The sequence below is a fragment of the Streptococcus sp. 2579 genome (assembly GCF_013277195.1).
Taxonomy (GTDB): domain Bacteria; phylum Bacillota; class Bacilli; order Lactobacillales; family Streptococcaceae; genus Streptococcus.
Map to the genome: position 1 here is coordinate 78,499 of NZ_VMMM01000003.1, position 26,228 is coordinate 104,726.

The 26,228-nt window shown below is 36.9% G+C and carries 17 protein-coding genes and 2 pseudogenes; 6 read left to right on the forward strand and 13 right to left on the reverse strand.

Going from position 1 to position 26,228, the window contains the following annotated elements; genetic code table 11:
• Nucleotides 1-37: 37 nt before the first annotated feature.
• The 6 genes and pseudogenes from HT725_RS01135 (at nt 38) to xerS (ending at nt 16,684) form a co-directional block, all read left to right on the forward strand.
• Nucleotides 38-5,976: pseudogene (locus HT725_RS01135) on the forward strand (ZmpA/ZmpB/ZmpC family metallo-endopeptidase).
• A gap of 41 nt (nt 5,977-6,017) precedes the next feature.
• Nucleotides 6,018-11,618 carry an SIALI-17 repeat-containing surface protein gene (locus tag HT725_RS01140; protein WP_173252903.1) on the forward strand — a complete coding sequence of 1,867 codons (5,601 nt, stop codon included), beginning with the start codon at nt 6,018-6,020 and terminating at the stop codon, nt 11,616-11,618.
• Between the two features lie 252 nt (nt 11,619-11,870).
• Nucleotides 11,871-12,722, forward strand: coding sequence for a ribosome biogenesis GTPase YlqF (gene ylqF, locus HT725_RS01145; RefSeq protein WP_173217872.1), 852 nt, complete (start codon nt 11,871-11,873; stop codon nt 12,720-12,722).
• Nucleotides 12,709-13,488 (forward strand): ribonuclease HII, encoded by a 780-nt coding sequence (locus HT725_RS01150; RefSeq protein ID WP_173217874.1) that lies wholly within the window; start codon nt 12,709-12,711, stop codon nt 13,486-13,488. Before ylqF ends, HT725_RS01150 begins: the two co-directional genes overlap by 14 nt.
• 15 nt (nt 13,489-13,503) lie before the next feature.
• Nucleotides 13,504-15,054: a ClC family H(+)/Cl(-) exchange transporter gene (locus HT725_RS01155; RefSeq protein WP_112443704.1), complete on the forward strand. Its 1,551-nt coding sequence runs from the start codon at nt 13,504-13,506 to the stop codon at nt 15,052-15,054.
• Nucleotides 15,055-15,613: 559 nt separating this feature from the next.
• Nucleotides 15,614-16,684: a tyrosine recombinase XerS gene (xerS, locus tag HT725_RS01160; protein ID WP_172930548.1), complete on the forward strand. Its 1,071-nt coding sequence runs from the start codon at nt 15,614-15,616 to the stop codon at nt 16,682-16,684.
• Between the two features lie 221 nt (nt 16,685-16,905).
• Here the strand turns inward: xerS and pdrM are convergent, their stop codons facing one another.
• From pdrM to dhaK, 13 genes and pseudogenes are all read right to left on the reverse strand, one after another.
• On the reverse strand, nt 16,906-18,258 hold the full coding sequence (gene pdrM / locus HT725_RS01165; protein ID WP_112443707.1) for a sodium-coupled multidrug efflux MATE transporter PdrM: 1,353 nt from the start codon (nt 18,256-18,258) through the stop codon (nt 16,906-16,908).
• A gap of 10 nt (nt 18,259-18,268) precedes the next feature.
• Nucleotides 18,269-18,529 (reverse strand): hypothetical protein, encoded by a 261-nt coding sequence (locus HT725_RS01170; protein WP_001105920.1) that lies wholly within the window; start codon nt 18,527-18,529, stop codon nt 18,269-18,271.
• Between the two features lie 13 nt (nt 18,530-18,542).
• Nucleotides 18,543-19,811: a dihydroorotase gene (locus HT725_RS01175; protein ID WP_173217878.1), complete on the reverse strand. Its 1,269-nt coding sequence runs from the start codon at nt 19,809-19,811 to the stop codon at nt 18,543-18,545.
• A 12-nt stretch (nt 19,812-19,823) separates the two neighbouring features.
• On the reverse strand, nt 19,824-20,288 hold the full coding sequence (locus HT725_RS01180) for an 8-oxo-dGTP diphosphatase (protein WP_001135770.1): 465 nt from the start codon (nt 20,286-20,288) through the stop codon (nt 19,824-19,826).
• Between the two features lie 9 nt (nt 20,289-20,297).
• Entirely contained in the window at nt 20,298-20,951 is a 654-nt protein-coding gene (locus HT725_RS01185) for a uracil-DNA glycosylase (protein WP_173252904.1), read from the reverse strand.
• Nucleotides 20,952-21,012: 61 nt separating this feature from the next.
• Complete coding sequence (locus HT725_RS01190; protein ID WP_173217882.1) at nt 21,013-21,705, reverse strand: YjjG family noncanonical pyrimidine nucleotidase; 693 nt, start codon at nt 21,703-21,705, stop codon at nt 21,013-21,015.
• A gap of 123 nt (nt 21,706-21,828) precedes the next feature.
• Nucleotides 21,829-22,047 carry a hypothetical protein gene (locus HT725_RS10160; protein WP_173249615.1) on the reverse strand — a complete coding sequence of 73 codons (219 nt, stop codon included), beginning with the start codon at nt 22,045-22,047 and terminating at the stop codon, nt 21,829-21,831.
• 48 nt (nt 22,048-22,095) lie between these two features.
• Nucleotides 22,096-22,309, reverse strand: a pseudogene (locus HT725_RS10165) (hypothetical protein).
• A 30-nt stretch (nt 22,310-22,339) separates the two neighbouring features.
• The gene (locus HT725_RS10440) at nt 22,340-22,531 is read right to left on the reverse strand and encodes a hypothetical protein (protein ID WP_173217895.1); all 192 of its coding nucleotides are present in this window, start codon (nt 22,529-22,531) and stop codon (nt 22,340-22,342) included.
• A gap of 287 nt (nt 22,532-22,818) precedes the next feature.
• A complete protein-coding gene (locus tag HT725_RS01200; RefSeq protein ID WP_173217884.1) occupies nt 22,819-23,550 on the reverse strand; it encodes a hypothetical protein in 732 nt (243 codons plus the stop codon).
• 571 nt (nt 23,551-24,121) lie between these two features.
• A complete protein-coding gene (gene dhaM, locus HT725_RS01205; protein ID WP_077805073.1) occupies nt 24,122-24,496 on the reverse strand; it encodes a dihydroxyacetone kinase phosphoryl donor subunit DhaM in 375 nt (124 codons plus the stop codon).
• The gene (gene dhaL, locus HT725_RS01210) at nt 24,496-25,071 is read right to left on the reverse strand and encodes a dihydroxyacetone kinase subunit DhaL (RefSeq protein ID WP_024057029.1); all 576 of its coding nucleotides are present in this window, start codon (nt 25,069-25,071) and stop codon (nt 24,496-24,498) included. Before dhaL ends, dhaM begins: the two co-directional genes overlap by 1 nt.
• Before the next feature lie 21 nt (nt 25,072-25,092).
• Entirely contained in the window at nt 25,093-26,082 is a 990-nt protein-coding gene (gene dhaK / locus HT725_RS01215; protein ID WP_173217886.1) for a dihydroxyacetone kinase subunit DhaK, read from the reverse strand.
• Nucleotides 26,083-26,228 lie beyond the last annotated feature (146 nt).

Genomic DNA, 26,228 nt, shown 5'->3' on the forward strand with positions numbered 1-26,228 from the left:
TCTGTAACATTTATAAATTGTATTTCAAGGAGGAATCATGGGAAAGTATTTTGGTGAAAAACAAGAACGTTTTTCATTTAGAAAATTATCAGTAGGACTTGTATCTGCAACGATTTCAAGTTTATTTTTTATGTCTGTATTAGCTAGTTCATCTGTGGATGCTCAAGAAACTAAAGGTGTTCACTATAAATATGTAACAGATTCAGAGCTATCATCAGAAGAAAAGAAGCAGCTTGTCTATGATATTCCGACATACGTGGAGAATGATGATGAGACTTATTATCTTGTTTATAAATTAAATTCCCAAAATCAATTGGGAGAATTGCCAAATACTGGAAGCAAGAATGAGGTGCAAGCCTTAGTTGCTGGTGCTAGCTTAGCAGCTCTGGGGATTTTAGTTTTTGCTGTTTCTAAGAAAAAAGTTAAGAATAAAACGGTATTACATTTAGTATTGGTTGCAGGGATAGGAAATGGTGTCTTAGTTTCAGCTCATGCTTTAGAAAATAATCTCTTACTGAATTACAATACGGACTATGAATTAACTTCAGGAGAAAAATTACCTCTTCCTAAAGAGATTTCAGGTTACACTTATATTGGATATATCAAAGAGGGGAAAACTACTTCTGATTCCGAAGTAAGTAATCAAGAGAAATCAGTAGCTACTTCTAAAAATCAACAAAAGGTAGATTACAATGTTACACCAAATTTTGTAGAGAATCCATCAAAGGTACAAACAATTCAGGAAGAAAAACCTGTTTCTTCAACTAAGTCCACAGAAGTCCAAGTAGTTGAAAAACCTCTCTCTACAGAATTAACCAATCCAACAAAAGAAGAGAAACAATCTTCAAATTCTCAAGAACAATTAGCCGAACATAAGAATCTAAAAACGAATAAAGACAAGAAGGTTTCTCCAAAAGAAAAGACTGGGGTAAATACACTAAATCCACAGGATGAAGTTTTATCAGGTCAGTTGAACAAACCTGAACTCTTATATCGTGAGGAAGCTATAGAGACAAAAATAGATTTTCAAGAAGAAATTCAGGAGAATCCTGATTTAGCTGAAGGAACTGTAAGAGTCAAACAAGAAGGTAAATTAGGTAAGAAAGTTGAAGTCATCAGAATATTCTCTGTAAACAAGGAAGAAGTTTCTAGAGAAATTATTTCAACTTCAACGACTGCGCCTGTTACAAGAATAGTCGAAAAAGGTACAAAAAACCTCAAGTTATAAAGGACCAACCTGAGACTGGTGTAGAACATAAGGACGTACAGTCTGGAGCTATTGTTGAACCAGCAATTCAGCCTGAATTACCAGAAGCAGTAGTAAGTGATAAAGGTGTACCGGAAGTTCAACCAGAGTTGCCAGAAGCAGTTGTAAGTGATAAAGGTGTACCGGAACAGGTAGCCACTTTACCAGAATATACAGGTCTACAAGCTGGAGCTATTGTTGAACCTGAAAAAGTTGAACCGGAATATGCTGGAGTACAAGCTGGGGCTGTAGTAGAACCAGAACAAATGGCACCGCTTCCAGAATATACAGGACCACAAGCCGGAGCTATTGTTGAACCAGAGCAGGTAGCACCCCTACCAGAATACACAGGAGTGCAAGCCGGAGCTATTGTTGAACCTGAAAAAGTAGAGCCACCAAAAGAGTACACAGGCGTACAAGCTGGAGCTGTAGTCGAACCAGAGCAGTCAGCAACACTACCAGAATATACAGGAGTTCAGGCTGGAGCTATCGTTGAAGCAGAGCAGGTAGCACCGCTTCCAGAATATACAGGACCACAAGCCGGCGCTATTGTTGAACCTGAGCAGATTGCACCACTACCAGAATACACAGGTCCACAGTCTGGAGCTATTGTTGAACCTGAGCAGATTGCACCCCTACCAGAATACACAGGTCCACAAGCCGGAGCAATAGTAGAACCAGAACAAGTAGCTCCGCTGCCAGAATACACAGGGGTGCAAGCCGGAGCGATAGTCGAGCCAGAGAAAGTAGAAGCACCGAAAGAATATACTGGTAAAATCGAACAACCTAGTGCAGAAGATACTAAACCTGAAAATGAGGTAAGTCCTACAAATGGGGAAGCGGAACGTCCTAAAGATAAAATTAAAGAAGAAAAACAAGTCGACAAGAAACTAGAGCTTAGAAATATTTCTAATGTAGAATTGTATACTTTAGAAAATAATAAATATCGACATGTAACCTCATTTGATACGGTTCCAAATAATCCTAGTAACTACTTTATGAAAGTAAAATCGGAGAATTTTAAAGATGTTATGTTACCCGTTAAGAGTATTGAAAGTGCTACAAAAGATAATCAAGATGTTTATAAAATTGTAGGACAAGCTAATGATTTAATTCAACATGAAAACAATAGTACTTTAGACAATTACACTTACTACCTACCTAAGATGGTGAGAAGTGAAAATGGCGTTTATACATCATTCAAAAATTTAGTCGAAGCAATGAATAGTAATCCTTCTGGAGAGTTTCGTTTAGGAGCAACTATGGATGCTCGTGAAGTAGAACTTCAAGATGGTCAAGAAAGTTATGTTAGTAATGAGTTTACAGGTACATTAATTGGTAAAAATAATGATAAGTACTACGCTATATATAATCTGAAAAAACCATTATTTAGAACTTTAAACCGTGCTACAGTAAAAGATCTTTCAATAAAAGAAGCGAATGTTTCTTCTAAAGAAGATGCAGCTACAATAGCGAAAATGGCGAGTAAAGGTTCTAAAATTATTAATGTTCATTCATCTGGTGTAATTGCTGGTGAACGTAGTATTGGTGGATTGGTTTCACAAGTTGATAATTCTACTATTTCGAATAGTAGCTTTACAGGTAGAATAACTAATACTTATGATACAAAATCAACTTACCAAATTGGAGGATTAGTAGGGAAACTTTCAGGTGCTGGTGCTTTAATCGATAGATCAGTTTCATCTATTGATATGGCTACGAATGCTAATACAGGAGATCAGGTTGTTGGTGGTATAGCAGGTGTTGTTGATAAAAAAGCAACGATTAGTAATAGCTATACTGAAGGTAATCTTAATAATGTGAAGCCTTTTGGTAAAGTTGGTGGAGTTGTAGGTAATCTTTGGGATAATAGTTCATCTGAAGTAAGTAACTCAGGTCAAATTACAAATGTATTAAGCGACGTAAATGTAACAAATGGTAATGCTATTGCTGGTTATAATTTTGACGGTATAAAAGCAACTAACACGTATAGTAATAAAAATAATAAGGTGGTAAAAGTAGTTCAAGTAGATGACGAAATACTTAGTAAAGATTCAGAAGAACAAAGAGGTACATTACTTGAAAGTAACCAAGTTGCAGAGAAAAAAGCTGAACTTGTTCCTAAGAAAAATACTAAGATAGAAGACTTTAACTTCTCATCTAGATATGAAACAGATTATAAAAACTTAAAAGATGCTGATATTTCTAGATTAAGAGTATATAAAAATATTGAAAAATTATTACCTTTCTACAATAGAGAGACTATAGTCAAGTATGGTAATTTAGTAGATGCTAATAATGATTTATTTACTAAAGAGCTTGTGTCTGTAGTTCCAATGAGTGATAAAGACGTAATTACTGATATTAATAAAGATAAACAAAGAATTAATAAACTATTACTTCATTATTCAGATAATACTACTCAAACATTAGATATAAAATATCGACAAGATTTCTCTAAAGTAGCAGAATATGAAATAACTAATACAAAGCTAATGTATACACCTAACACATTATTACATAATTACAATAATATTATTAATAGCGTTGTATCAGAATTGAAATCTGTAAATTACAACTCAGATAAGATAAGAAAAGTATTAGATATCTCTAGTAATATAAAACTAACAGAATTATATCTAGATGAACAATTTGAGAAAACAAAAGCAAACATTGAAGATAGTTTATCAAAACTTCTTTCAGCAGATGCGGCAGTAGCTGAAAATAACAATAAGATAATAGATAATTATGTAATTGAGAAAATTAAGAATAATAAGGAAGCCTTATTGTTAGGTTTAACATATCTTGAACGCTGGTATAATTTTAATTATGGAGAAACCAATGCTAAAGATTTAATAATGTATCACTTGGATTTCTTTGGTAAATCAAATAGTTCAGCTCTAGATAATGTTATTGAACTAGGTAGATCTGGATTTAATAATTTATTAGCTAAAAATAACGTTATTACTTATAATGTATTGTTAGCGAAGAATTATGGGACAGAAACTTTATTCAAGGCATTAGAAGGATATAGAAAAGTATTCTTACCAAAAACTTCTAACAATGAGTGGTTTAAAAAACAAACAAGAGCATATATTGTAGAAGAAAAATCTACAATTGAAGAGGTAAGAGAAAAACAAGGGAAAGAGGGAACTAAATATTCTATTGGGGTATATGATAGATTAACTAGTCCATCATGGAAATATCAAAGTATGGTCTTACCGTTATTAACTTTACCAGAAGAAAAAATGATATTTATGATTGCCAATATTTCAACTATAGGATTTGGTGCTTATGATAGATATAGAAGTTCTGACTATCCTAAGGGAGACAAATTAAATAAATTTGTAGAAGAGAATGCAGAAGCAGCGGCTAAACGATTTAGAGATCATTATGATTATTGGTATAAAATTCTAGATAAAGAAAATAAAGAAAAATTATATAGAAGTGTACTAGTTTATGATGCATTTAGATTTGGAAATGATAAAGATAATAAGTTACAAGAAGCTAACTTTGAAACTAATCATCCAGCTATTAAAAACTTCTTTGGCCCTGCTGGAAATAATGTTGTTCACAACGCTAATGGTGCATATGCAACAGGTGACGCATTCTACTATATGGCTTATCGTATGTTAGATAAATCTGGAGCGGTAACTTATACTCATGAAATGACACATAACTCAGATAGAGAGATTTATCTTGGAGGATATGGAAGAAGAAGCGGATTAGGACCAGAGTTTTATGCGAAAGGATTACTTCAAGCTCCTGATCATCCAAATGACCCTACTATTACGATTAACTCTATATTGAAATATGAGGATTCAGAAAATTCAACAAGACTTCAAGTAGCTGATCCAACTCAACAATTTAATAGTGCAGAAGACTTGCGTAAATATATGCATAACTTATTTGATTTAGTTTATACACTTGAGAAATTAGAAGGAGAAGCAGTAGTTAACTTAGATACCAATGAGAAAGGGGAGCTATTAAGGAAAATAGAGAATGAGTATAAACCTGATCCTGATGGAAATGAAGTTTATGCAACAAATGTTGTTCGTAGATTAAATCTTGATGAGCTAAACAAGTTAACCTCTTTCAATAGTTTAATAGAAAACGATATAATCACAAGAAGAAAATATATAAATGAAGGTGAGTATAAACGAAATGGATACTACACAATTAATCTTTTCTCACCTATATATTCTGCCTTAAGTAGTGATAAAGGAACTCCAGGTGATTTAATGGGGCGTCGTATGGCATTTGAACTATTAGCTGCTAAAGGATATAAAGAAGGTATGGTTCCGTATATTTCTAATCAGTATGAAAAAGAAGCAAAAGCTAATGGAAGCAAGATTAATTCATATGGTAAAGAAATAGGATTGGTCACAGATAAACTAGTGCTTAAAAAAGTATTTAATGATGAATATTCTTCTTGGGTTGAGTTTAAAAAAGCGATGTATAAAGAACGAGAAAATAAATTCAATAAATTATCAAGAATTAGCTTTGTAAACCCTAACAATTGGGGTCGTCAAGAGACAATAACTATTGATAATATCGATAAGTTAAGAAGTATAATTAGAGAAGCGGTTAAAAAAGATGCTGAAGATTATCGAGCACAAGAATACCCGGATACGAATAGTAGAGTTTATAAACTGAAAAAAGCAATCTTTAAAGCTTATCTTGACCAAACCGATGATTTTAGAAGTTCAATTTTTGAGAATAAAAAATAGTTTTTACTGTTAGGAAATAAAATTAAAGAAGGTGATTACGCTTGTCATTATTTAAAAAAGAACGATTTTCGATCCGAAAAATCTGTGGGATTGTTGGTTCGGTATTACTCGGAAGTATCTTGGTTGCGCCGTCAATCATTCATGCTTCTACCTATCATTATGTTGAAAAAAGCGATCTTACAAAGGAAGAACAAAGCAAGATTCAAGCAGGAATTCCTACTGATAATGAGGTAACTTATGCTCTTATTTATCAGCAGGAAACTCTTCCTGCGACAGGTTCATCGACTTCTGTGCTTACAGCTTTAGGTCTATTAGCTGTTGGTAGTTTAGTCCTTTTGGTTCATAAAAATAAAAAAGTTGCTAGTCTGTTCTTAGTTACTACGATTGGACTGATTAGTCTTTCTAGTATGCAAGCTCTCGATCTAAGCAATCCTTTGAAAGCTCCAAGTAATGAAGGAGTAGTTCAAATTGCTGGGTATCGTTATATTGGATACTTACCCCTTAATGATGATGCAATTTCAGAAATTCAACATAAAGCTGAGGGGACAAAAAATGTTCCAGTATCTGAAACTCAGGAAAGTATCCCTAATGAAGCGCCTAAAGCAGAAAAACCTAAAAATCCAGAGTCTGTAAGCACCGTTCCAAACGAGACAACTAAATCAGAGAAGCCAGAGTACACTGCACCGGTAGGCACAGTCCCTGACGAGGCGCCTAAAGCTGAGAAGCCAGAACATACAGCACCAGCTAGTGGTAATCTGGTAGAATCTGAAGTTCATGAGAAACCAGAATATACAGCTCCAATTGGCGGTAATTTAGTTGAACCAGCAGTTCATGAAAAACCAGCATACACTGAACCTGTAGGTACTGTTCCAGATGAAGCGCCTAAGTCTGAGAAGCCAGAGTACACAGCTCCTGTAGGTACAGTTCCAGATAAAGCGCCTAAAACTGAGAAACCAGAATATACTGAACCTGTAGGTACAACAGGAGTAGATGAAAACGGCAACTTGATTGAGCCACCTGTTAGCGAAAAACCAGAGTATACCAATCCGGTAGGTACAACAGGAGTAGACGAAAACGGCAACTTGATTGCACCACCTGTTAACGACATTCCAGCATACACTGAACCAGTAGGTACAACAGGAGTGGATGAAAACGGCAACTTGATTGCACCACCTGTTAACGACATTCCAGAGTATACTGAACCAATATCTACAGTTTCAGAAGTTGCATCAGAAAGAGAAGAGTTGCCTTCTTTACATACCGATATTCGGACAGAGACTATTCCTAAAACCACTATAGAAGAACCTGATCCTAGCAAATTTATAGGCGATGATTCTGTTAGACAAGTTGGTGAGGATGGCGAACGTCAAATTGTTACTAGCTATGAAGAGTTACATGGCAAAAAAATCAGTGACCCAGTTGAAACAGTAACTATTTTGAAAGAAATGAAGCCTAAAATTCTTGTAAAAGGTACCAAAGAAAAACCTAAAGAAAAAACGGCTCCTGTTTTGACCTTAGATAGAACAAATACAAATGTATTAAACCGATCCGCAACTCTTTCTTATCATTTAGTTAATACAGATGGAGTCACAATCAATAAAATTACTGCGACAATTAAAGATGGAAATGAAATTGTCAAAACAGTAGATTTGACTTCAGAGCAGTTAAATAAGCAGGTAGAAGATTTAAAATTCTACAAGGACTATAAGATAGAGACCACTATGACCTATGACCGTGGTAAGGGAGAAGAAACTGCAACATTAGAAGAGAAACCACTTCGCTTGGATTTGAAAAAAGTTGAAATTAAAAATATTTCATCTACTAATTTAGTGAAGGTAAATGACGATGGTACTGAAACACCTAGTGATTTCATGACTGAAAAACCTTCAGATGAAGATGTGAAGAAAATGTACTTAAAAATCACTAGTCGTGATAATAAAGTAACACGTTTAGCAGTTGATAAGATTGAGTTGGTGACTGAAGAAGGTCAAAAACTTTACAAAATAACTGCTGAAGCACAAGATTTGATTCAACACACAGACCCAACGAAAGTTCGTAACAAGTATGTTCATTATATTGAAAAACCAGTTCCAAAAGTTGATGACGTTTATTATAACTTTAAAGAGTTAGTAGATGCCATGAATGCTGACAAAAATGGTACATTTAAAATCGGAGCAGATTTGAATGCAACGAATGTACCAACACCTAAGAAATGGTATGTTGACGGCGACTTTAGAGGTACATTGAAGAGTGTAGATGGGAAACATTATACCATCCACAATACGGAACGTCCGTTATTTAAGAACATTATCGGTGGTACAGTAACCAAAGTAAATCTGGGGAATGTAAATATCAATATGCCTTGGGCAGACCGCATTGCACCGATTGCCGACACTATTAAAGGCGGCGCTAAAATTGAAGATGTCAAAGTGACTGGTAACGTATTAGGTAAGAACTGGGTATCTGGATTTATTGATAAGATTGATAATCAAGGTACACTCATAAATGTAGCCTTTATCGGTAACGTAACTTCTGTCGGCGATGGTGGACAATTCTTGACTGGTATCGTTGGAGAAAACTGGAAAGGCGTTATCGATAAAGTATATGTAGATGCCAATATCATTGGTAACCGTGCTCAAGCTGCGGGTATTGTTTATTCGACACAAAATGGTGGGGATAACCATAGCTATAGTAGAGAAGGTGTTTTAACCAATTCTGTGGCAAAAGGTACACTCTATGTTAAAGATTCACTTAAATCAGGTGGCTTAGTTGGTAATAACTGGATGTTAGGTATGATTAAAAATAATGTGTCTATGATGAAAGTAAAGAACGGTGAAATAGCTTTTGGACACTCAGATATCGACCAAGATTCCTATTATACATCTGAGCGCGTTATCAACACTTATACGGTAAATGGTATTAGTGAGGGTAATAAATCCTATAATCGTTCGAATATCATCAAAGGTATTTCGAAAGAAGAGGCTGATAATATAATTTTAACCTACAACATTACAGCTAACACCTATGAGATGCCTGAATTACTTGTTGACCGATTGAATCGATTTGTTACTCATGATAATGAGTATAAGACAACGCAAGATTACAAAGCTGAACGTGAACAAGCCTATCGCAATATTGAAAAACTTCAACCGTTCTATAATAAAGAGTGGATTGTAAACCAAGGGAATAAGTTAACAGGTGAGTCCAATCTTGTTAAGAAAACTGTTCTGTCTGTAACAGGTATGAAAGCAGGGCAATTTGTTACTGATCTATCGGATATTGATAAGATTATGGTTCACTATGCGGATGGCACCAAAGAAGAAATGAACGTGACAGCAGTTGCTGATTCTAAGGTGAAACAAGTTCGTGAGTATAGTATTGATGGTTTAGATGATGTGGTTTACACACCAAATATGGTTGTTAAAAATCGTGATAAATTGATTGCTGATGTTAAAGATCAATTATCAAGTGTAGAATTGATTTCACAAGAAGTCCGTGCTTTGATGGATAAACGAGATACATCTAGAGATCCTAATGCTAATTCGGATGAACGTAAGAATGGTTATATTAAAGATCTATTCTTTGAAGAAAGCTTTGCGGAAGTGAAAGAAAATCTTGGCAAATTAGTTAAAGCTATTGTTGAAAATGAAGATCATCAACTCAACGATAACGAATTAGCTGAACGTGCTTTACTGAAGAAAGTTGAAGACAACAAAGCTAAAATCATGATGGGACTGGCCTACTTAAATCAATATTATGGTTTTAAATACGATGAGTTATCAATTAAAGATATTATGATGTTTAAACCTGATTTTTATGGTAAGAATGTTAATGTCTTAGATTTCTTAATCAAAATTGGTTCAAGTGAAAGAAATGTTAAAGGAGATAGAACTTTAGAAGCTTATCGTGAAACTATAGGTGGAACAATTGGAATAAATGAATTAAATGGATTCTTACATTACAATATGAAGCTATTCACTAACCATACAGATATAAATGATTGGTTTAAGAAAGCTATTGAAAAGAACGCGTATGTAGTTGAACAACCATCAACGAACCCTGCATTTACCAACAAAAAATATCGTCTATACGAAGGAATTAATAATGGGCAGCATGGGCGCATGATTTTACCTCTTCTTAACTTGAAAAATGCACATTTATTTATGATTTCAACGTATAATACTATCTCATTTAGTTCATTTGAAAAGTATGGTAAAGATACAGCAGAAAAACGTGAAGCGTTCAAGAGTGAAATCAATAAACGTGCTAAAGAGCAAGTTAATTACTTAGATTTTTGGTCACGTCTTGCTACTGATAATGTCCGCGATAAACTTCTTAAGAGTCAAAATGGAGTTCCAACTCCTGTATGGGATAATCATAACGCTCCAGGTGGTTGGCCTGATAGATTCGGACATAGAAATGGAAAACCAGACTATACTCCAGTCAGGGAATTCTTTGGTCGTATTGGAAAGTATCATCCTTACCAATATGGATACGGAGCATATGCATATATTTTTGCAGCACCGCAACCGATGGATGCAGTTTATTTCGTTATGACAGATTTAATTAGTGATTTTGGAACATCCGCATTTACACATGAAACTACTCACGTTAATGATCGTATGGCTTACTATGGTGGTCATTGGCATCGTCAAGGTACGGATTTAGAAGCCTTTGCTCAAGGTATGTTGCAAACGCCATCGGTATCAAATCCAAACGGAGAATATGGTGCTTTAGGTTTGAATATGGCTTATCATCGTGAGAATAATGGTGAACAGTGGTATAACTATGACCCTGATAAACTTAAAACTCGTGAAGATATTGATCGCTACATGAAGAACTACAATGAAGCATTAATGATGTTGGATTATGTTGAAGCAGATGCTGTAATTCCAAAATTAAATGGTGACAATAGCAAGTGGTTCAAGAAAATTGACAGAGTCGATAGACATGTTGATGGTTTAAACAAATTAACCGCTCCACACCAATGGGATAAAGTTCGTGACCTAAATGACGGAGAGAAAACCAAGCCATTGGCAAGTATTGATGATTTGGTTGATAATAACTTTATGACTAAACATAATAATCCTGGCAATGGTGTGTTCCGACCAGAGGACTTCACGCCTAACTCAGCATATGTTAATGTTCAAATGATGGCTGGTATTTATGGTGGTAATACGAGTCAAGGTGCTCCTGGTTCATTATCATTTAAGCACAATGCCTTCCGTATGTGGGGTTACTATGGATACGAACATGGATTTATTGATTATGTTTCAAGCAAACATCAAGGCGCCGCTAATAACGAAAATAAAGGTCTCTTAGGCGATGACTTTATTATTAAGAAAGTATCGAAAGGAAACTTTAATACTCTTGAAGAGTGGAAGAGACATTGGTACGGGGAAGTTCTTGCTAAAGCTAAGAAAGGTTTTGAAGCTATCGATATTGATGGAACTCATATTAGCAACTATGATGAGTTACGTACTTTATTTGATAGAGCTGTTCAAAAAGATCTTGATGGTATGTCAGATCCGAAAATTAAAGATCATTTCAAAAATACAGTGGACTTGAAATCTAAGGTCTTCAAAGCCCTTCTTAAAAACACAGACGGTTTCTTTAACCAACTGTTTAAAGAAGACATTTAAATGTTTAAAATATAAAGAGGGCAGTTTTTTGCTCCCTCTGAAAAGTCATCATTTGATGGCTTTTTTCTATATAGAGTGCTTGAAAGGCTATCATCGGACAAAAGAAAGAAGTCATGATATAATATAAAGTAGATTTCTATATCATAAAACAAAAAACTATTTGAACATCATTCATTTGAGAACTCTCTATGTTCAAACGATAGTAAAATAAAATAGGGTATCTAAACCCTTGCTACGAAAGGAAAAAATTCAATGGCTACTATTCAATGGTTTCCTGGTCACATGTCTAAAGCACGTCGACAGGTTCAGGAAAATTTAAAATTTGTTGATTTTGTAACGATTTTGGTGGATGCACGTTTACCTTTATCTAGTCAAAATCCTATGTTGACCAAGATTGTTGGTGACAAACCAAAACTCTTGATTTTAAACAAGGCAGACTTGGCTGACCCAGCAATGACCAAAGAATGGCGTCAGTATTTTGAATCACAAGGAATCCAGACGCTAGCTATCAACTCCAAAGAGCAAGTGACTGTAAAAGTTGTAACAGATGCGGCAAAAAAACTCATGGCTGATAAGATTACTCGTCAGAAAGAACGTGGTATCAAGATTGAAACCTTGCGTACCATGATTATCGGGATTCCAAATGCTGGTAAATCAACTCTTATGAACCGTTTAGCTGGTAAGAAAATTGCCGTTGTCGGCAATAAACCAGGGGTGACCAAGGGACAACAATGGCTCAAAACAAATAAAGACCTGGAAATCTTGGATACACCAGGGATTCTCTGGCCTAAATTCGAAGACGAAACTGTTGCTCTTAAACTAGCCTTGACTGGAGCTATTAAAGACCAGTTGCTCCCTATGGACGAGGTGACCATTTTTGGTCTTAATTATTTCAAAGAACATTATCCAGAAAAGCTGGCTGAACGCTTCAAACAAATGAAAATTGAAGAAGAAGCGACTGTTATTATTATGGATATGACCCGTGCCCTCGGTTTCCGTGATGACTATGACCGTTTTTACAGTCTCTTCGTGAAGGAAGTCCGTGATGGCAAACTCGGTAACTATACCTTAGATACATTGGAAGACCTCGATGGCGACGATTAAAGAAATCAAAGAACTCCTTGAAACGGTCAAGGAGTTAGAAAGCCCTATTTTTTTAGAGCTTGAAAAGGATAATCGCTCTGGAGTTCAAAAGGAAATCAGCAAGCGTAAAAAAGCTATTCAGGCAGAATTGGATGAGGATCTTCGTTTGGAATCCATGCTTTCCTATGAAAAGGAACTGTATAAGCAAGGATTGACCTTAATTGCTGGTGTTGATGAAGTCGGCCGAGGTCCTCTAGCTGGGCCTGTGGTTGCTGCAGCCGTTATTTTACCTCAAAATTGTAAGATTAAAGGCCTCAACGACAGCAAGAAAATCCCTAAAAAGAAACATCTGGAGATTTTTCAAGCCGTTCAAGACCAAGCCTTGTCGATTGGAATTGGTATCATGGATAATCAGGTCATCGACCAAGTCAATATCTATGAAGCAACCAAACTAGCCATGCAAGAAGCAATCTCCCAGCTCAGTCCTCAACCCGAGCACCTCCTAATAGATGCCATGAAACTGGAATTGCCCATTTCACAAACCTCCATCATCAAAGGAGATGCCAACTCCCTCTCGATCGCAGCAGCTTCCATAGTAGCCAAGGTGACCCGTGATGAATTGATGAAGGACTACGATCAGCAGTTCCCTGGCTATGATTTCGCTACTAATGCAGGATATGGAACAGCCAAACACCTGGAAGGACTGAAAAAACTAGGAGTTACCCCAATTCACCGAACCAGCTTTGAACCCGTTAAATCCCTGGTTTTAGGTAAAAAAGAAAGTTAATTGAAAGGAAATACCATGGAGGAACAGTCGGAAATAGTCCGTTCTAAGAAAGAATTCGCCTTTGCATCCAGCACTATACTATCCCAAGTTGGTCGAGGAATCATTGTCGGCCTCGTCGTTGGAATTATCGTCGGATCCTTTCGTTTCTTAATTGAAAAAGGCTTCCACCTGATACAAGGACTTTATCAAGCTCAAGCGCACCTATTTGTTAATTTATTTATTATCGCCCTGTTTTATCTAATCATCTGCTGGCTCAGTGCCAAACTGACACGCTCTGAAAAAGATATTAAAGGCTCAGGAATTCCTCAAGTCGAAGCCGAACTGAAAGGCCTCATGACCCTTAACTGGTGGGGCGTTCTCTGGAAAAAATATATTCTAGGAATTCTAGCTATTGCCAGCGGACTCATGCTGGGGCGTGAAGGGCCAAGTATCCAACTGGGAGCAGTTGGTGGTAAAGGAATTGCCAAGTGGCTCAAATCCAGTCCAGTGGAGGAACGTTCCCTGATTGCTAGTGGTGCTGCAGCAGGATTAGCCGCAGCCTTTAATGCTCCAATAGCGGGTCTTCTCTTTGTCGTAGAAGAAGTCTATCATCACTTTTCTCGCTTTTTCTGGGTATCTACTCTAGCAGCTAGTCTCGTAGCAAACTTTGTTTCTCTGCTCATATTTGGCCTAACACCCGTACTGGATATGCCTGATAATATCCCACTCATGACCCTAGATCAGTATTGGATTTACCTCCTCATGGGAATTTTTCTGGGTCTTTCCGGTTTTCTCTATGAGAAAGCTGTGCTCAATGTTGGTCGAGTTTATGATTGGATTGGTCAAAAAATCCATTTGGATAGAGCTTATTATCCAATTCTGGCCTTCATTCTCATCATACCAGTCGGAATTTTTTTACCCCACATCCTTGGTGGTGGAAATCAGCTGGTACTTTCCCTAACTGAGCAAGATTTTAGTTTTCAAGTTCTATTAGCTTACTTTTTAATTCGCTTTATCTGGAGCATGATTAGTTATGGAAGTGGTCTTCCAGGAGGAATTTTCCTACCTATTTTGGCTCTCGGTTCCTTGCTTGGTGCCCTAGTTGGTGTCATTTGTGTGAATATTGGACTTGTCAGTCAAGAGCAATTCCCTATATTTGTCATTCTAGGAATGAGTGGTTATTTTGGAGCCATATCAAAAGCTCCCTTAACTGCCATGATCCTCGTAACTGAGATGGTAGGAGATATTCGCAACCTCATGCCACTTGGTTTAGTAACCTTAGTAGCTTACATCATCATGGATTTGCTCAAGGGTGCACCAGTCTATGAAGCCATGCTGGAAAAAATGCTTCCAGAAGAAGTATCCAGCGAAGGAGAAGTGACACTTATCGAAATACCAGTTTCTGATAAAATTGCTGGGAAACAAGTTCATGAACTCAACTTACCACACAACGTCCTCATCACTACCCAAGTCCATAATGGCAAGAGCCAAACAGTTAACGGCTCAACCAGAATGTATCTGGGTGATATGATTCATCTAGTTATTCCAAAAAGCGAAATTGGGAAAGTCAAAGATTTGTTGTTGTAGAGTAGTTTTACATAATTTATATTATGTAAACAACTGGCTTAATTTATTTAAATAACCGATTCTCAGAAATGAGATCGGTTATTTTTTACTGATGGGGAATTTTACATATAAATAATTGAGCTTTGGTAAAAATAAGACTATAATTAAGTTAGAAATGATAAAGCATAAAGCTAGAAAGGAGTTTACTGTATCAAATCTGTACAGTAAGATTAAAATCATGAAAAAGAAAACAATAGCAATTATACAATGTATTTTGTATCTCATAGCTCCTTATATAGCTCTTCAGTTGTGTAGTATGAACAGAAGTTTAGTGGGTGAGCTCTTTATTATTTTCTTTATTCTGTTGACTATTTCATTCTGGTTTAGTATTTGGAAACTAGAAAAAGCACTAGCTAATGATTCACAATAATAACTCCGAAGACTTAGATTAGATCCCTTTTACTCAGGTCTAAGTCTTTTTTAAAAAGCTCTATAACATCTTTCCGAAAAACTATAATTTTCTTGAAAAATATATAGGTCTATGCTATACTACTAGTAGACTTATTTATGGAGAAAATACATGAAACGTGAGATTTTACTAGAACGAATCGACAAACTAAAACAAATCATGCCCTGGTATGTTCTGGAATACTACCAATCTAAGCTTGCTGTTCCTTACAGTTTTACAACCTTGTACGAATATCTCAAGGAATATGATCGATTTTTCAGCTGGGTTTTAGAGTCTGGTATCTCAAACGCTGATAAAATGTCTAATATTCCTTTATCTGTCTTGGAAAACATGTCAAAGAAAGATATGGAGGCTTTTATCCTTTATCTTCGAGAACGTCCTTTGCTGAATGCTAATACAACCAAGCAAGGAGTTTCTCAGACAACCATCAATCGGACTTTGTCAGCACTTTCTAGTCTTTACAAGTATCTGACCGAGGAGGTTGAAAACGATCAGGGGGAACCTTATTTTTATCGTAATGTAATGAAGAAAGTTTCAACCAAAAAAAAGAAAGAAACGCTTGCTGCCAGAGCTGAAAACATCAAGCAAAAACTCTTTTTAGGTGATGAAACAGAAGGTTTTCTAACTTATATTGACCAAGAGTATCCACAACAACTTTCAAATCGCGCTCTCTCATCATTCAACAAAAATAAAGAACGTGATTTGGCCATTATTGCCCTTCTCTTGGCGTCTGGTGTTCGCTTATCTGAAGCTGTTAATCTGGATCTAAGAGATCTCAATCTCAAGATGATGGTTATTGATGTCACTCGAAAAGGTGGCAAACGTGACTCGGTCAATGTCGCTGCTTTTGCTAAGCCTTATTTAGAGAATTATCTAGCCATTCGAAATCAACGCTATAAGACGGAAAAGACAGACACAGCGCTCTTTCTGACCTTATACCGAGGTGTACCAAATCGTATCGATGCTTCCAGCGTTGAAAAAATGGTTGCTAAATACTCAGAGGACTTCAAAGTCCGTGTAACACCCCATAAACTGCGCCATACCCTAGCAACTAGGCTATATGATGCTACTAAATCACAAGTTTTGGTCAGTCACCAGCTAGGACACGCCAGTACACAAGTCACTGACCTCTATACCCATATCGTCAACGATGAACAAAAAAATGCCTTGGATAGTTTATAAACTACATAAAATAAATTATGTAAAACGAAATTCAAAAAAAGAAGTTGCTTGTTTTAGCAACTTCTTTTTCTTTATATCTGATACCAGTAAAGTAGCGTGAAATATCAATTGTTTCTATATTTTTGAAGTTCTCATTTTCCTACTACTAATTTAACTATAGCAAAAATAATGCAGATAAGGCAGATAAGGAAGGATATTTTTGCTTGTAGGAATTCTAAAAATCAAGCTTTTCTGGATTCAAATCTCTTCATAATCACAGTTAAACGCCAACGGTAGAGAGCCCCACTTACGATTAGACTAATAATCAAACCAATCCAGTAAGAATAAGCTCCAAAATCTGTTAGGGAATCAAATACCATAGCTACTGGGAGTGTCACCCCCCAGTAACCAACCAAACCAAGGTAAAAAGGAATAACTGTATCCTTATAGCCCCGTAAAATTCCCTGGAGCGGTGCCGCAAAAGTATCTGCTAACTGGAAGAAAAGGCTATAAGTCAAAAAACGCGCTGTCAAATCAATAAATTCTGGATCGTTACCATAAAGACTGGCCACATTTCCCCTAAAAATGTAAAGGAAGGTTAAGGTGAAGGCCGCAAAAATGAGGGCAGTCCATCTCCCTAGACCAATATAGGTTTTCGCATCATCAAATCGCTTAGCTCCCACTTCATAGGAAACGACAATAGCCATAGCAGATGAGATACTCATGGGAAAGGCGTACATGAGACTTGAAAAGTTCATAGCTGACTGGTGACTAGCGATAATCAAGGACGAGAACTTCGCCATAATCAAGCCAACCACGGAAAAGATGGCTACTTCCGCGAAGACAGTCCCCCCAATAGGCAGACCTAAACGAACTCCTTCCTTGATTTTATCCATATTAAGCGGAATTCGTTTCTCAAGATGTAGAGCCTTGAGCTTCTCCTGTTTAAATAGAACCAGAACAGAAATCCCCAGCAAGACCCAGTAAGCCAAAGAAGTTCCTAAACCAGCCCCAGCACCTCCCAGTTCTGGAACTCCAAAGGCCCCGTAAATCAAGAGGTAGTTAAATCCGCTATTGAGAGGAAGTAACAAAAGCATAAGATACATAGACAGTTTGGTCAACCCCAGCGAATCCAGCAAGGAACGAATGACACTAAATAGCAACAAAGGGATAATCCCGATAGATAAAAACCAGAGATAACGAATCGCTACTGCCGCCACTGGTGCTTCTAGTCCAATATGATTCAAGATTGGTGGTGCCAAGAAAAGTACCATCCCCAGCAAGACCACAGATAGTCCCAAAGCCAAATAGATGAACTGGTAAAAATCAGATGCAACTTCTTCCTTTTTTCCTCGACCAAGATGGTGACCAATGATGGGCACCAGGGCTGACACAATTCCTGTTAGGAAGGTAAAAAAAGGATTCCAGATACTGGTCGCCATAGACACACCAGCCAAGTCCATAGTATTGTATTGACCTGTCATTGCAGTGTCAACAAAAGAGGCAGAATAATTGGCAAATTGGTAGATCAGGATTGGGAAGAAAATTTTTAAAAATAATACTAACTTCTCTCGTAAACACTTTGTCTTATACATACTTCTCTTTCTATTCTGATTTATCTAAACCAAAGAGTTTCAGACCATAATTTTTCAAACTTAGCGGAGGGTTATTAGATTTTGAAGTAGTATGCCAACACGCACATGTACGACAATAATAGCTTCTAACTAAACCTCCATTATCATATTGAACTGCATGGTCAGCTTTTTCTTTAGTTTCATATTGAATTTTAGAACGATTAGATGCGGGACAGTAAATTCCGCTATTAGATTTTGCTTTTCTCTCCCTACGTTTTCGAAAATAATTCATATTCTAACTCCTATCAAGCTTGATAGACAATTTGTCCCTTACAGATTGTATATTTAACCTGCCCTTTTAAGGTTTCACCGATGAATGGTGAATTAGCTGCTTTCGAAGCAAATTGGGAGTCCACAAGGCGGTCAGCCTTAGCATCAAAAATAGTGATGTCCGCTGGACCATTCTCAGCCAAATAACCTGCTTCAAAGTTGTAAAGCTTGGCTGGGTTGTATGTCATCTTTTCGAGTAATTCCATCAAGCTCAACTCACCAGCTTCCACCAAATAGGTCAAGCCGAGAGACAGGGAGGTTTCTAAACCTGTCATACCAGATGGTGCTTTGGTAATATCCTCAACGTTTTTCTCATCTGCATGGTGAGGCGCGTGGTCTGTCGCGATAACTGTGATGATGCCTGATTTAAGACCCTCGATAACAGCACGACGGTCTGATTCCAAACGAAGCGGCGGATTCATCTTGGCATTACTTCCTTGTGTCAAAAGGAGAGCTTCTGTTTTCGAGAAATGCTGTGGTGCTACTTCTGCTGTGACTTGCGCACCCAAACCTTGAGCAAACTCAACTACTTTAACACTTTCTTTCTTAGACAAATGCTGAATATGAACATGGGCCTTGGTTGCATAGGCAATCATGACATCACGCGCCATCATAGCATACTCAGCCACCCCAGTCGCACCGCAGATATGGAAATGCTCTTTAGCAATATTTTCGTTAAAGCCAAGAACACCGTTCAATCCTGGATCTTCCTCATGAAGACTAATAAAGGTATTAAGCTTTTTAGCTTCCTCCATGGCTTCCTTGACAACTTTACTACTTTCAAGCGGAATACCATCATCTGAGAAACCAACCGCACCTGCTTCTAAAAGCGCCTTAAAGTCAGTCAAATCTTGCCCATTAAAATTTTTAGTAATAGTCGCAACCGTCTTGACATTAATCTTCTCTTTGGCAGCTGACTGGAGAACTTCTTGCAAAGTCTCCACGTCTGAAATGGTTGGACTGGTATTAGCCATCATGACGACAGTAGTAAAACCACCTGCCGCAGCTGCTAGTGCCCCAGTATGGATGTCTTCCTTGTGTGTTTGACCCGGTTCACGGAAATGAACATGAATATCGACCAAGCCAGGTGCAACTACAAGACCAGTAGCATCAAGCACCTCTACTCCTTCTTTCTTGATTTCAGGCGCAATTTTGACAATTTTCCCATCTTGGACCAAAACATCACACACTTGATCCAAACCAGACTTGGGATCCATTACACGACCATTTTTAATTAGTAGCATCTGCTTTCTCCTTTATTCATAGAAATCAACTTGGGTATCCAACAATTTATCCCCATCATAAACAAACTTGGCTGAAAAGAAGGGTTTGTCCTCTAAAAGCCACCCAACAAAGGTATGGTCACCTTCCCAAGTTGGCTTGCTCAAAACCTCATCATAGGGAACCCATTCTAGCGTTCCCTCGTTGCAGTCAATCAAGTCCCCTTCAAACTCTGTCACCTTAAAAACATAGGTGTACCAGTCTAAATCTGGCGTAAATTCAGGAAAAGTGATAACACCTTTTAGAACAGGCTTAGCTTTGAGCCCTGTTTCTTCGAGGATTTCACGCGCTGCACATTCCTGAGGTGTCTCTCCTCTCTCTAGCTTACCACCCACACCAATCCATTTTCCTTCATGAACATCATTTGGCTTCTTATTACGGTGGAGCATAAGCAGTTCTTTCCCGTTATCAATGTAGCAAATTGTCGCTAACTGAGGCATATTTTCTCCTTATCTAAGCCAATCGATTGGCTCTTGTCCTGTCTCTTTTAAGAATGCATTGGCCTTGGAAAAAGGCTTAGAACCCCAAAATCCTCTATAAACTGACAAAGGACTGGGATGGGCTGATTCGATAATCAAGTGATGAGGATTGGTAACTAAGGCCTTCTTCTTGCGTGCATAAGCTCCCCAGAGCACAAAAACGACTGGTCTATCTAGATGATTGACCACCTGAATCACAGCATCCGTAAAAGGCTCCCATATCTGACCAGCATGACCATTGGCCCGTCCAGCAGGAACAGTCAAACAAGCATTAAGAAGCAAGACTCCTTGATCAGCCCAAACTGTCAAATCATGAGATTTCTTGACCCCAATATCATCTGACAATTCTTTCAAGATATTTTGCAAGGATGGCGGAGCTGGGATAGAGTCGGGTACAGAAAAACTCAAGCCCTGCGCTTGACCTGGCCCGTGATAGGGATCTTGCCCTAGAATCACCACCTTAACTTCTTCAAGCGGTGTTGTCAAGAGAGCCTGAAAAACCTTTTCTTTGGGCGGATAAACAGTCCCCTGAGCGTAGACCTGCTCCATAAACTGATTGATTTTCCCAAAATAACCCTCATGTAATTGCTCCTTAATCAAAGCATGCCAAGACGAGTGTTGCATAGCCGACTCCTTCTTTTTTACTGCCTCTATTATAGCAAAAAGTGGCTATCTAAACCACTTTTTACAGTTTATCTAAGCAATCCAGCAAGTCTTGGTAAGAATGGACTTCGTAGGTTGGCTGGGCTTGTGTGTGATTTTCTAGGTGATGAGAGTTGTACCAGATAGTGGCAATCCCAGCATTATTACCACCTTGAATGTCGGCGGTTAGGGAATCTCCAATCATCAGCGTCTTTTCTTTGATAAAACCTGCAATCTGCTGACCAATCTTTTCATAAAAGAGAGCATCAGGCTTTTGAGTTTGCAATTGCTCTGAGATAAAGACTTGATTGAAATAAGGTGCTAAACCAGATTGAGCCAAACGCCCTGTCTGAATAGCAGTAATCCCATTTGTCGCAGCATACAAGTCATAATCACGATCGATGAGACTGTCCAAAAGTTCATGAGCGCCGGAAATCGTTTGTCCCTGTTGGGCTAGGTAAAATTGGTAACGCTGGGCTAGAAAACTACCAGCTTTTTCCTGTCCAAAATGAGAAAATAAACGAGAAAAGCGCGTGTTAACCAGCTCTTGTTTACTAATTTTCTTTTGCTCCAAGTCCTTCCAGAGAGCCTTGTTCATAGGAACGTAAAAGTCTTTGTAGGCCTGAATATCTGTAACCCCTTCTTCTTTTAGAAGTTGCGTCAAAGCCACATCCTCAGCAGCATCAAAATCAAGAAGAGTGTGGTCGAGGTCGAAAAGTAGAAATTTGTAGGACAATTTGAGGTTTTCCTTTCTAGGATAAACAACTTTCACTTCAGTCGGCTGTTTAATGTAAAAACTTAAAAGTAGTAAATTATAACAAAAATAATAGTTCCAATTGATTAACTAATCCATACTATTCTAGTCAAGTTTATTTTTATTATAGAAAAATCTTCTATAAATTCGAGCAATAGTTAAAATACATACAAATATGACTCCCAAAATAGATAATACTATTTTCACAAAATTCATTTCAGAACCTATGACATAGATATGAAAAAGAGGGGCTAGTCCTACACATAGAGACAATGGATAACTAATAAATCTTATCTCACCAATTCCTGCAATAAAATGTTTCATTTTAGATATTCCAATTTTACCTTTCATCTTTATAATCCACTAACAACTCTATTGACTTCTCTTTTTTTTGAAAAATCTTGACAGCAAATTTACTCCACTTAATGCTACTAAGACTTCAATGGGCAAAAAATAGTAATTCCATATCAAAATGAGAAATCAGCAATGTTAGAAATAGTATACAGTCAATATAACTATTCTGAAAATACTCGGTAATTACATAATACAGAAACACCACAACCATCAAAATTAAAACAACCATCATAATACTATTATCCTGTCCTTCTCACTAACGCTATTTCCAAAATTTAATTTTTTTATGACTTAGTAACGCAATTCCAATTAGCAATACACCTAATATAAATACAAGTATTTCCCAAAATTTATTCTCAGTTTTAATAAAAGGTATAAGATACATACTAACCAATATGGAACTTACTCCTAAAATAGCAAAGACCACTCTGACTCTATCACTTAGTTTAAACATATTTAATTCCCCATAAAATAAGCAGTGGCTACGTTTACTGTAACATTCCCCCGTCTTTATGTATGGATAATCCCCATCAAGATACATCATCTCCTCTTGCTCAATAGCAACATAATTATTTGGTGATACGAGTTTCATAAGATTTCTCCTCTTTAACGTTGCATGGTTAGGATAGTTTCCTAACAGGTAATCGTTGACTGCGTTTAAAGCACTTTGTCACCTAGATAAAATATCCTTTCTCTACCTGATTTGATTTTAAAGAGAACTAAGATTTAACCATATCTATCTCACCTCTTATTTTTAAATAATTCATACTCTTTTTCTCTGATAAAGGGAAGTGAGAAATTAGAAAAAATTAGTAGAATTGAAAACAGATATTCGTCTTTTTGTATCACTAAAACATAAGCTAAAAATAAATAGACAATCAAATCTAGTACAAAAAGAGAAAATATCCTCCTTTTCATTACCTCACTTGTCTTAAAGATTCTGTTTAATAGAATCTTTATCGTAGTATCTACACAAATTTTTGTCAAAAAGATAAGAGTCAATACACGATTAGCAACTGTACCATGAAGAATAAATGGAAATATAGTTAATATAAAACTAGAAATCTCTAAATATTTTATCCAAGGAGATTGAGACATCTTACTTTTAAACTGACTGATTTTCCTATACTCGCTAGCTAATCTAGTATCAAAATCTTTACCAATTATATTAAAGATTAAGAACTCCAGGATAAAAATACTGATTAATACGATATAAGTAGAAACCTTTCCTGGGAAATATTTATTGATTAAAATCGGGAAACTCATTAACAGAATCGAATTTATGGCTAGACAGATAGATACTATTTTATTTTTCACTGAATATATAGGGAGTGATACTATCGAATAGAGAAACGCTAAAAAAATAAGCAAGAAATACTCTGTGCTGCTAATTAGCGGCGCCCTTAATGATAAAAATAGATAGGCACCCCACACGATGATATGCGCTTTACGAATTGACTCTAAACTACTCATCTACCTACTCCTAAATCTATTTTTAGTTCACATTCTCTTTCCTACAAGTCATAAACGTTTCATGATATTTCTTTCTTCTACATTAGATAAAGTCGAAATACATTATTAACAAATGAAAATATAATGATAAGGCTTTCTTTTACTTTAGACTACCATAAAACAAGGAATCTTTCAACAAAATTCATTGGCAAACTACTATTCTAGAAGATTGACAGCTCAAATCTTTCAGAATAGAACAATCCTAACTATCGAATACCCTAACTTCATAAATATCAATGTTAATTTTTGAAGGATTCTAAAGCTAGAATAGTCCCATCACAATCTGTTTTGAATGATTCACAATTTAGAAACGCTATAGCTTTACTCCTGTTAAAATAAAAAGGAACTGCATAAAGCAATCCTTTTCTGATTTTGAAATCATTTACTTATACTCTTCGAAAATCAAATNNCCGTACTCAAGTACAGCCTGCGGCTAGCTTCCTAGTTTGCTCTTTAATTTTCATTGAGTATTAAACTTTGATAGTTGAGATAATCAATAGCCCACCTATAAAAAGAGTTATAGTAAAATTCCTTATTTATTGATTTCAAGCTCCGACAACTGTGTTTGAATAACTGACAGTTCTGCACCAGCTTGAAGAAGAGCAGCTGCAGTATAGGCACCTTCTACAATTGGAACCCTATTGATCCTGATACTCTTATCACTGAAATCAGCCACCATTTCTAAGTTCATTTTAGCAGAACCTAGGTCAAAAAAGGCTAATAAAGTATCTGCTGGATTTTCGGAAACAACCCTATCTACTTGATCAAAACTCGTTCCAATTCCTCCATCTTCGGTTCCTCCTACATAAGTAATCGGAACATCTTTAGCTACTTCACTAATCAGTTCAACAACACCTTCTGCAATGTGTTTGGAATGTGAAACGATAACAAGACCAATACTTCCCATTAAACCACCCCAGTTTCTAAAAGAGCAGTAAAGAGTAATCCTGATGAGAATGATCCAGGATCAATATGTCCAAGAGAACGTTCTCCTACATAAGATGCCCTTCCTTTAGTTGCAAGTAAATCTTTGGTAGCATTCACTACCTGATCAATAACCTCTTGAGTCAACTGGCCATCAGACAAGGCGGCAATAACAGGAGTCCAAACATCAACCATTGTCTTTTCTCCAACTTCTGCTTTCCCGCGTTTGACAATCATATCCAAACCACTTTGTAAGATTTCTTCTAATTTCGAATTTGAATCAGCCTTGGCCATGCCCATAAAAGCAGAGCCATACAAGGGACCAGAAGCACCGCCTACCTTACTCAGTAGTTGCATTGAGACAAGTTTAAAAACATCACTGCTGGTCTCAAATTGCTTTCCTTCTAAGTTTTCCATAACTGCAGCCATGCCACGCGCCATATTTCCACCGTGGTCTCCATCTCCTATAGGGGTGTCTAGCTCACTAAGATAATCTTTCTGTTCTTGAATCTTTTCATTAAAAAGCTTCATCCATTCAAGAGCTTGTTCAGCATTCATGCAACATTTCCTCCTTGAGTCTTACCAAGCTGGAGTAGTAACAGGTGCATTTAGAGCATCCAACCACTCATCATCTGCCAATCGAATCAATGTTAATGACAAACCAGCCATATCGATTGAGGTCATATAGTTTCCAATTTTCTTAAATGCCAACTCAACACCTTTTTCATGGAGTAATTTAGCCACATCATTTGCAAATACATATTGCTCCATAAGAGGAGTGCTTCCTAAACCATTGATGAGAAGGCCATAGCGTTCACCAGCTTTAAGTTGGAAACCTTCAGATAGTTTTTCAACCAATTCTGAGGCCAATTGTGCGGAAGGTTGCATTTTCTCTTTTTTATATCCTGGCTCACCGTGAATACCAACTCCATATTCAAATTCATCATCTTCTAGAACAAATCCTGGTTTCCCAACTTCAGGAACAGTAGCGCCAGATAGAGCTAATCCAATTGTTTTAATTTCTAAGACAAGTTTGTCGGCCAAGTCCTTCATTTCAGATAATGATTTACCAGAACGAGCCGCATTACCCAAAATTTTATGGACTAAAATAGTACCTGCAACACCTCGACGACCTTGGGTATAGAGACTATTTTCAACAGCAATATCATCATCGACTACAACGCTTGCTACATCAATACCTTCCATTTCAGCAAGTTCTTGTGCAATTTCAAAGTTCATAATGTCACCAGAATAGTTCTTGATGACCATGAAAACTCCAGCACCTTCATCAGCCGCCTTGATGGCTTCTAAAATTTGGTCCGGAGTAGGTGAAGTGAAGACTGCTCCACAAATGGCAGCAGACAACATTCCTTCTCCTACAAATCCAGCATGACTTGGTTCATGTCCTGAACCTCCACCAGAAATGAGTCCAACTTTTCCTGTCTTTTCTGCCTTTCTAACGATGACATCAAAACCATCTAAGCGTTCTACCAAGTCATCATGCATGAATGACAATCCCTGCAACATTTCATCAACAACTTGTGTCGGTTCATTTATAATTTTTTTCATGAGAAACTCCTTTCGGTATTTACCTTTGTTTTCGCTTTCATTATATATTTTTTATCGCTGGATGATAAGGGACAGATTCTATTATTTGTCCCCTTTTAAACCCGTTTAAAACATTTTTTTGGTAAAATGAAGTAAGTAAAAGAAAG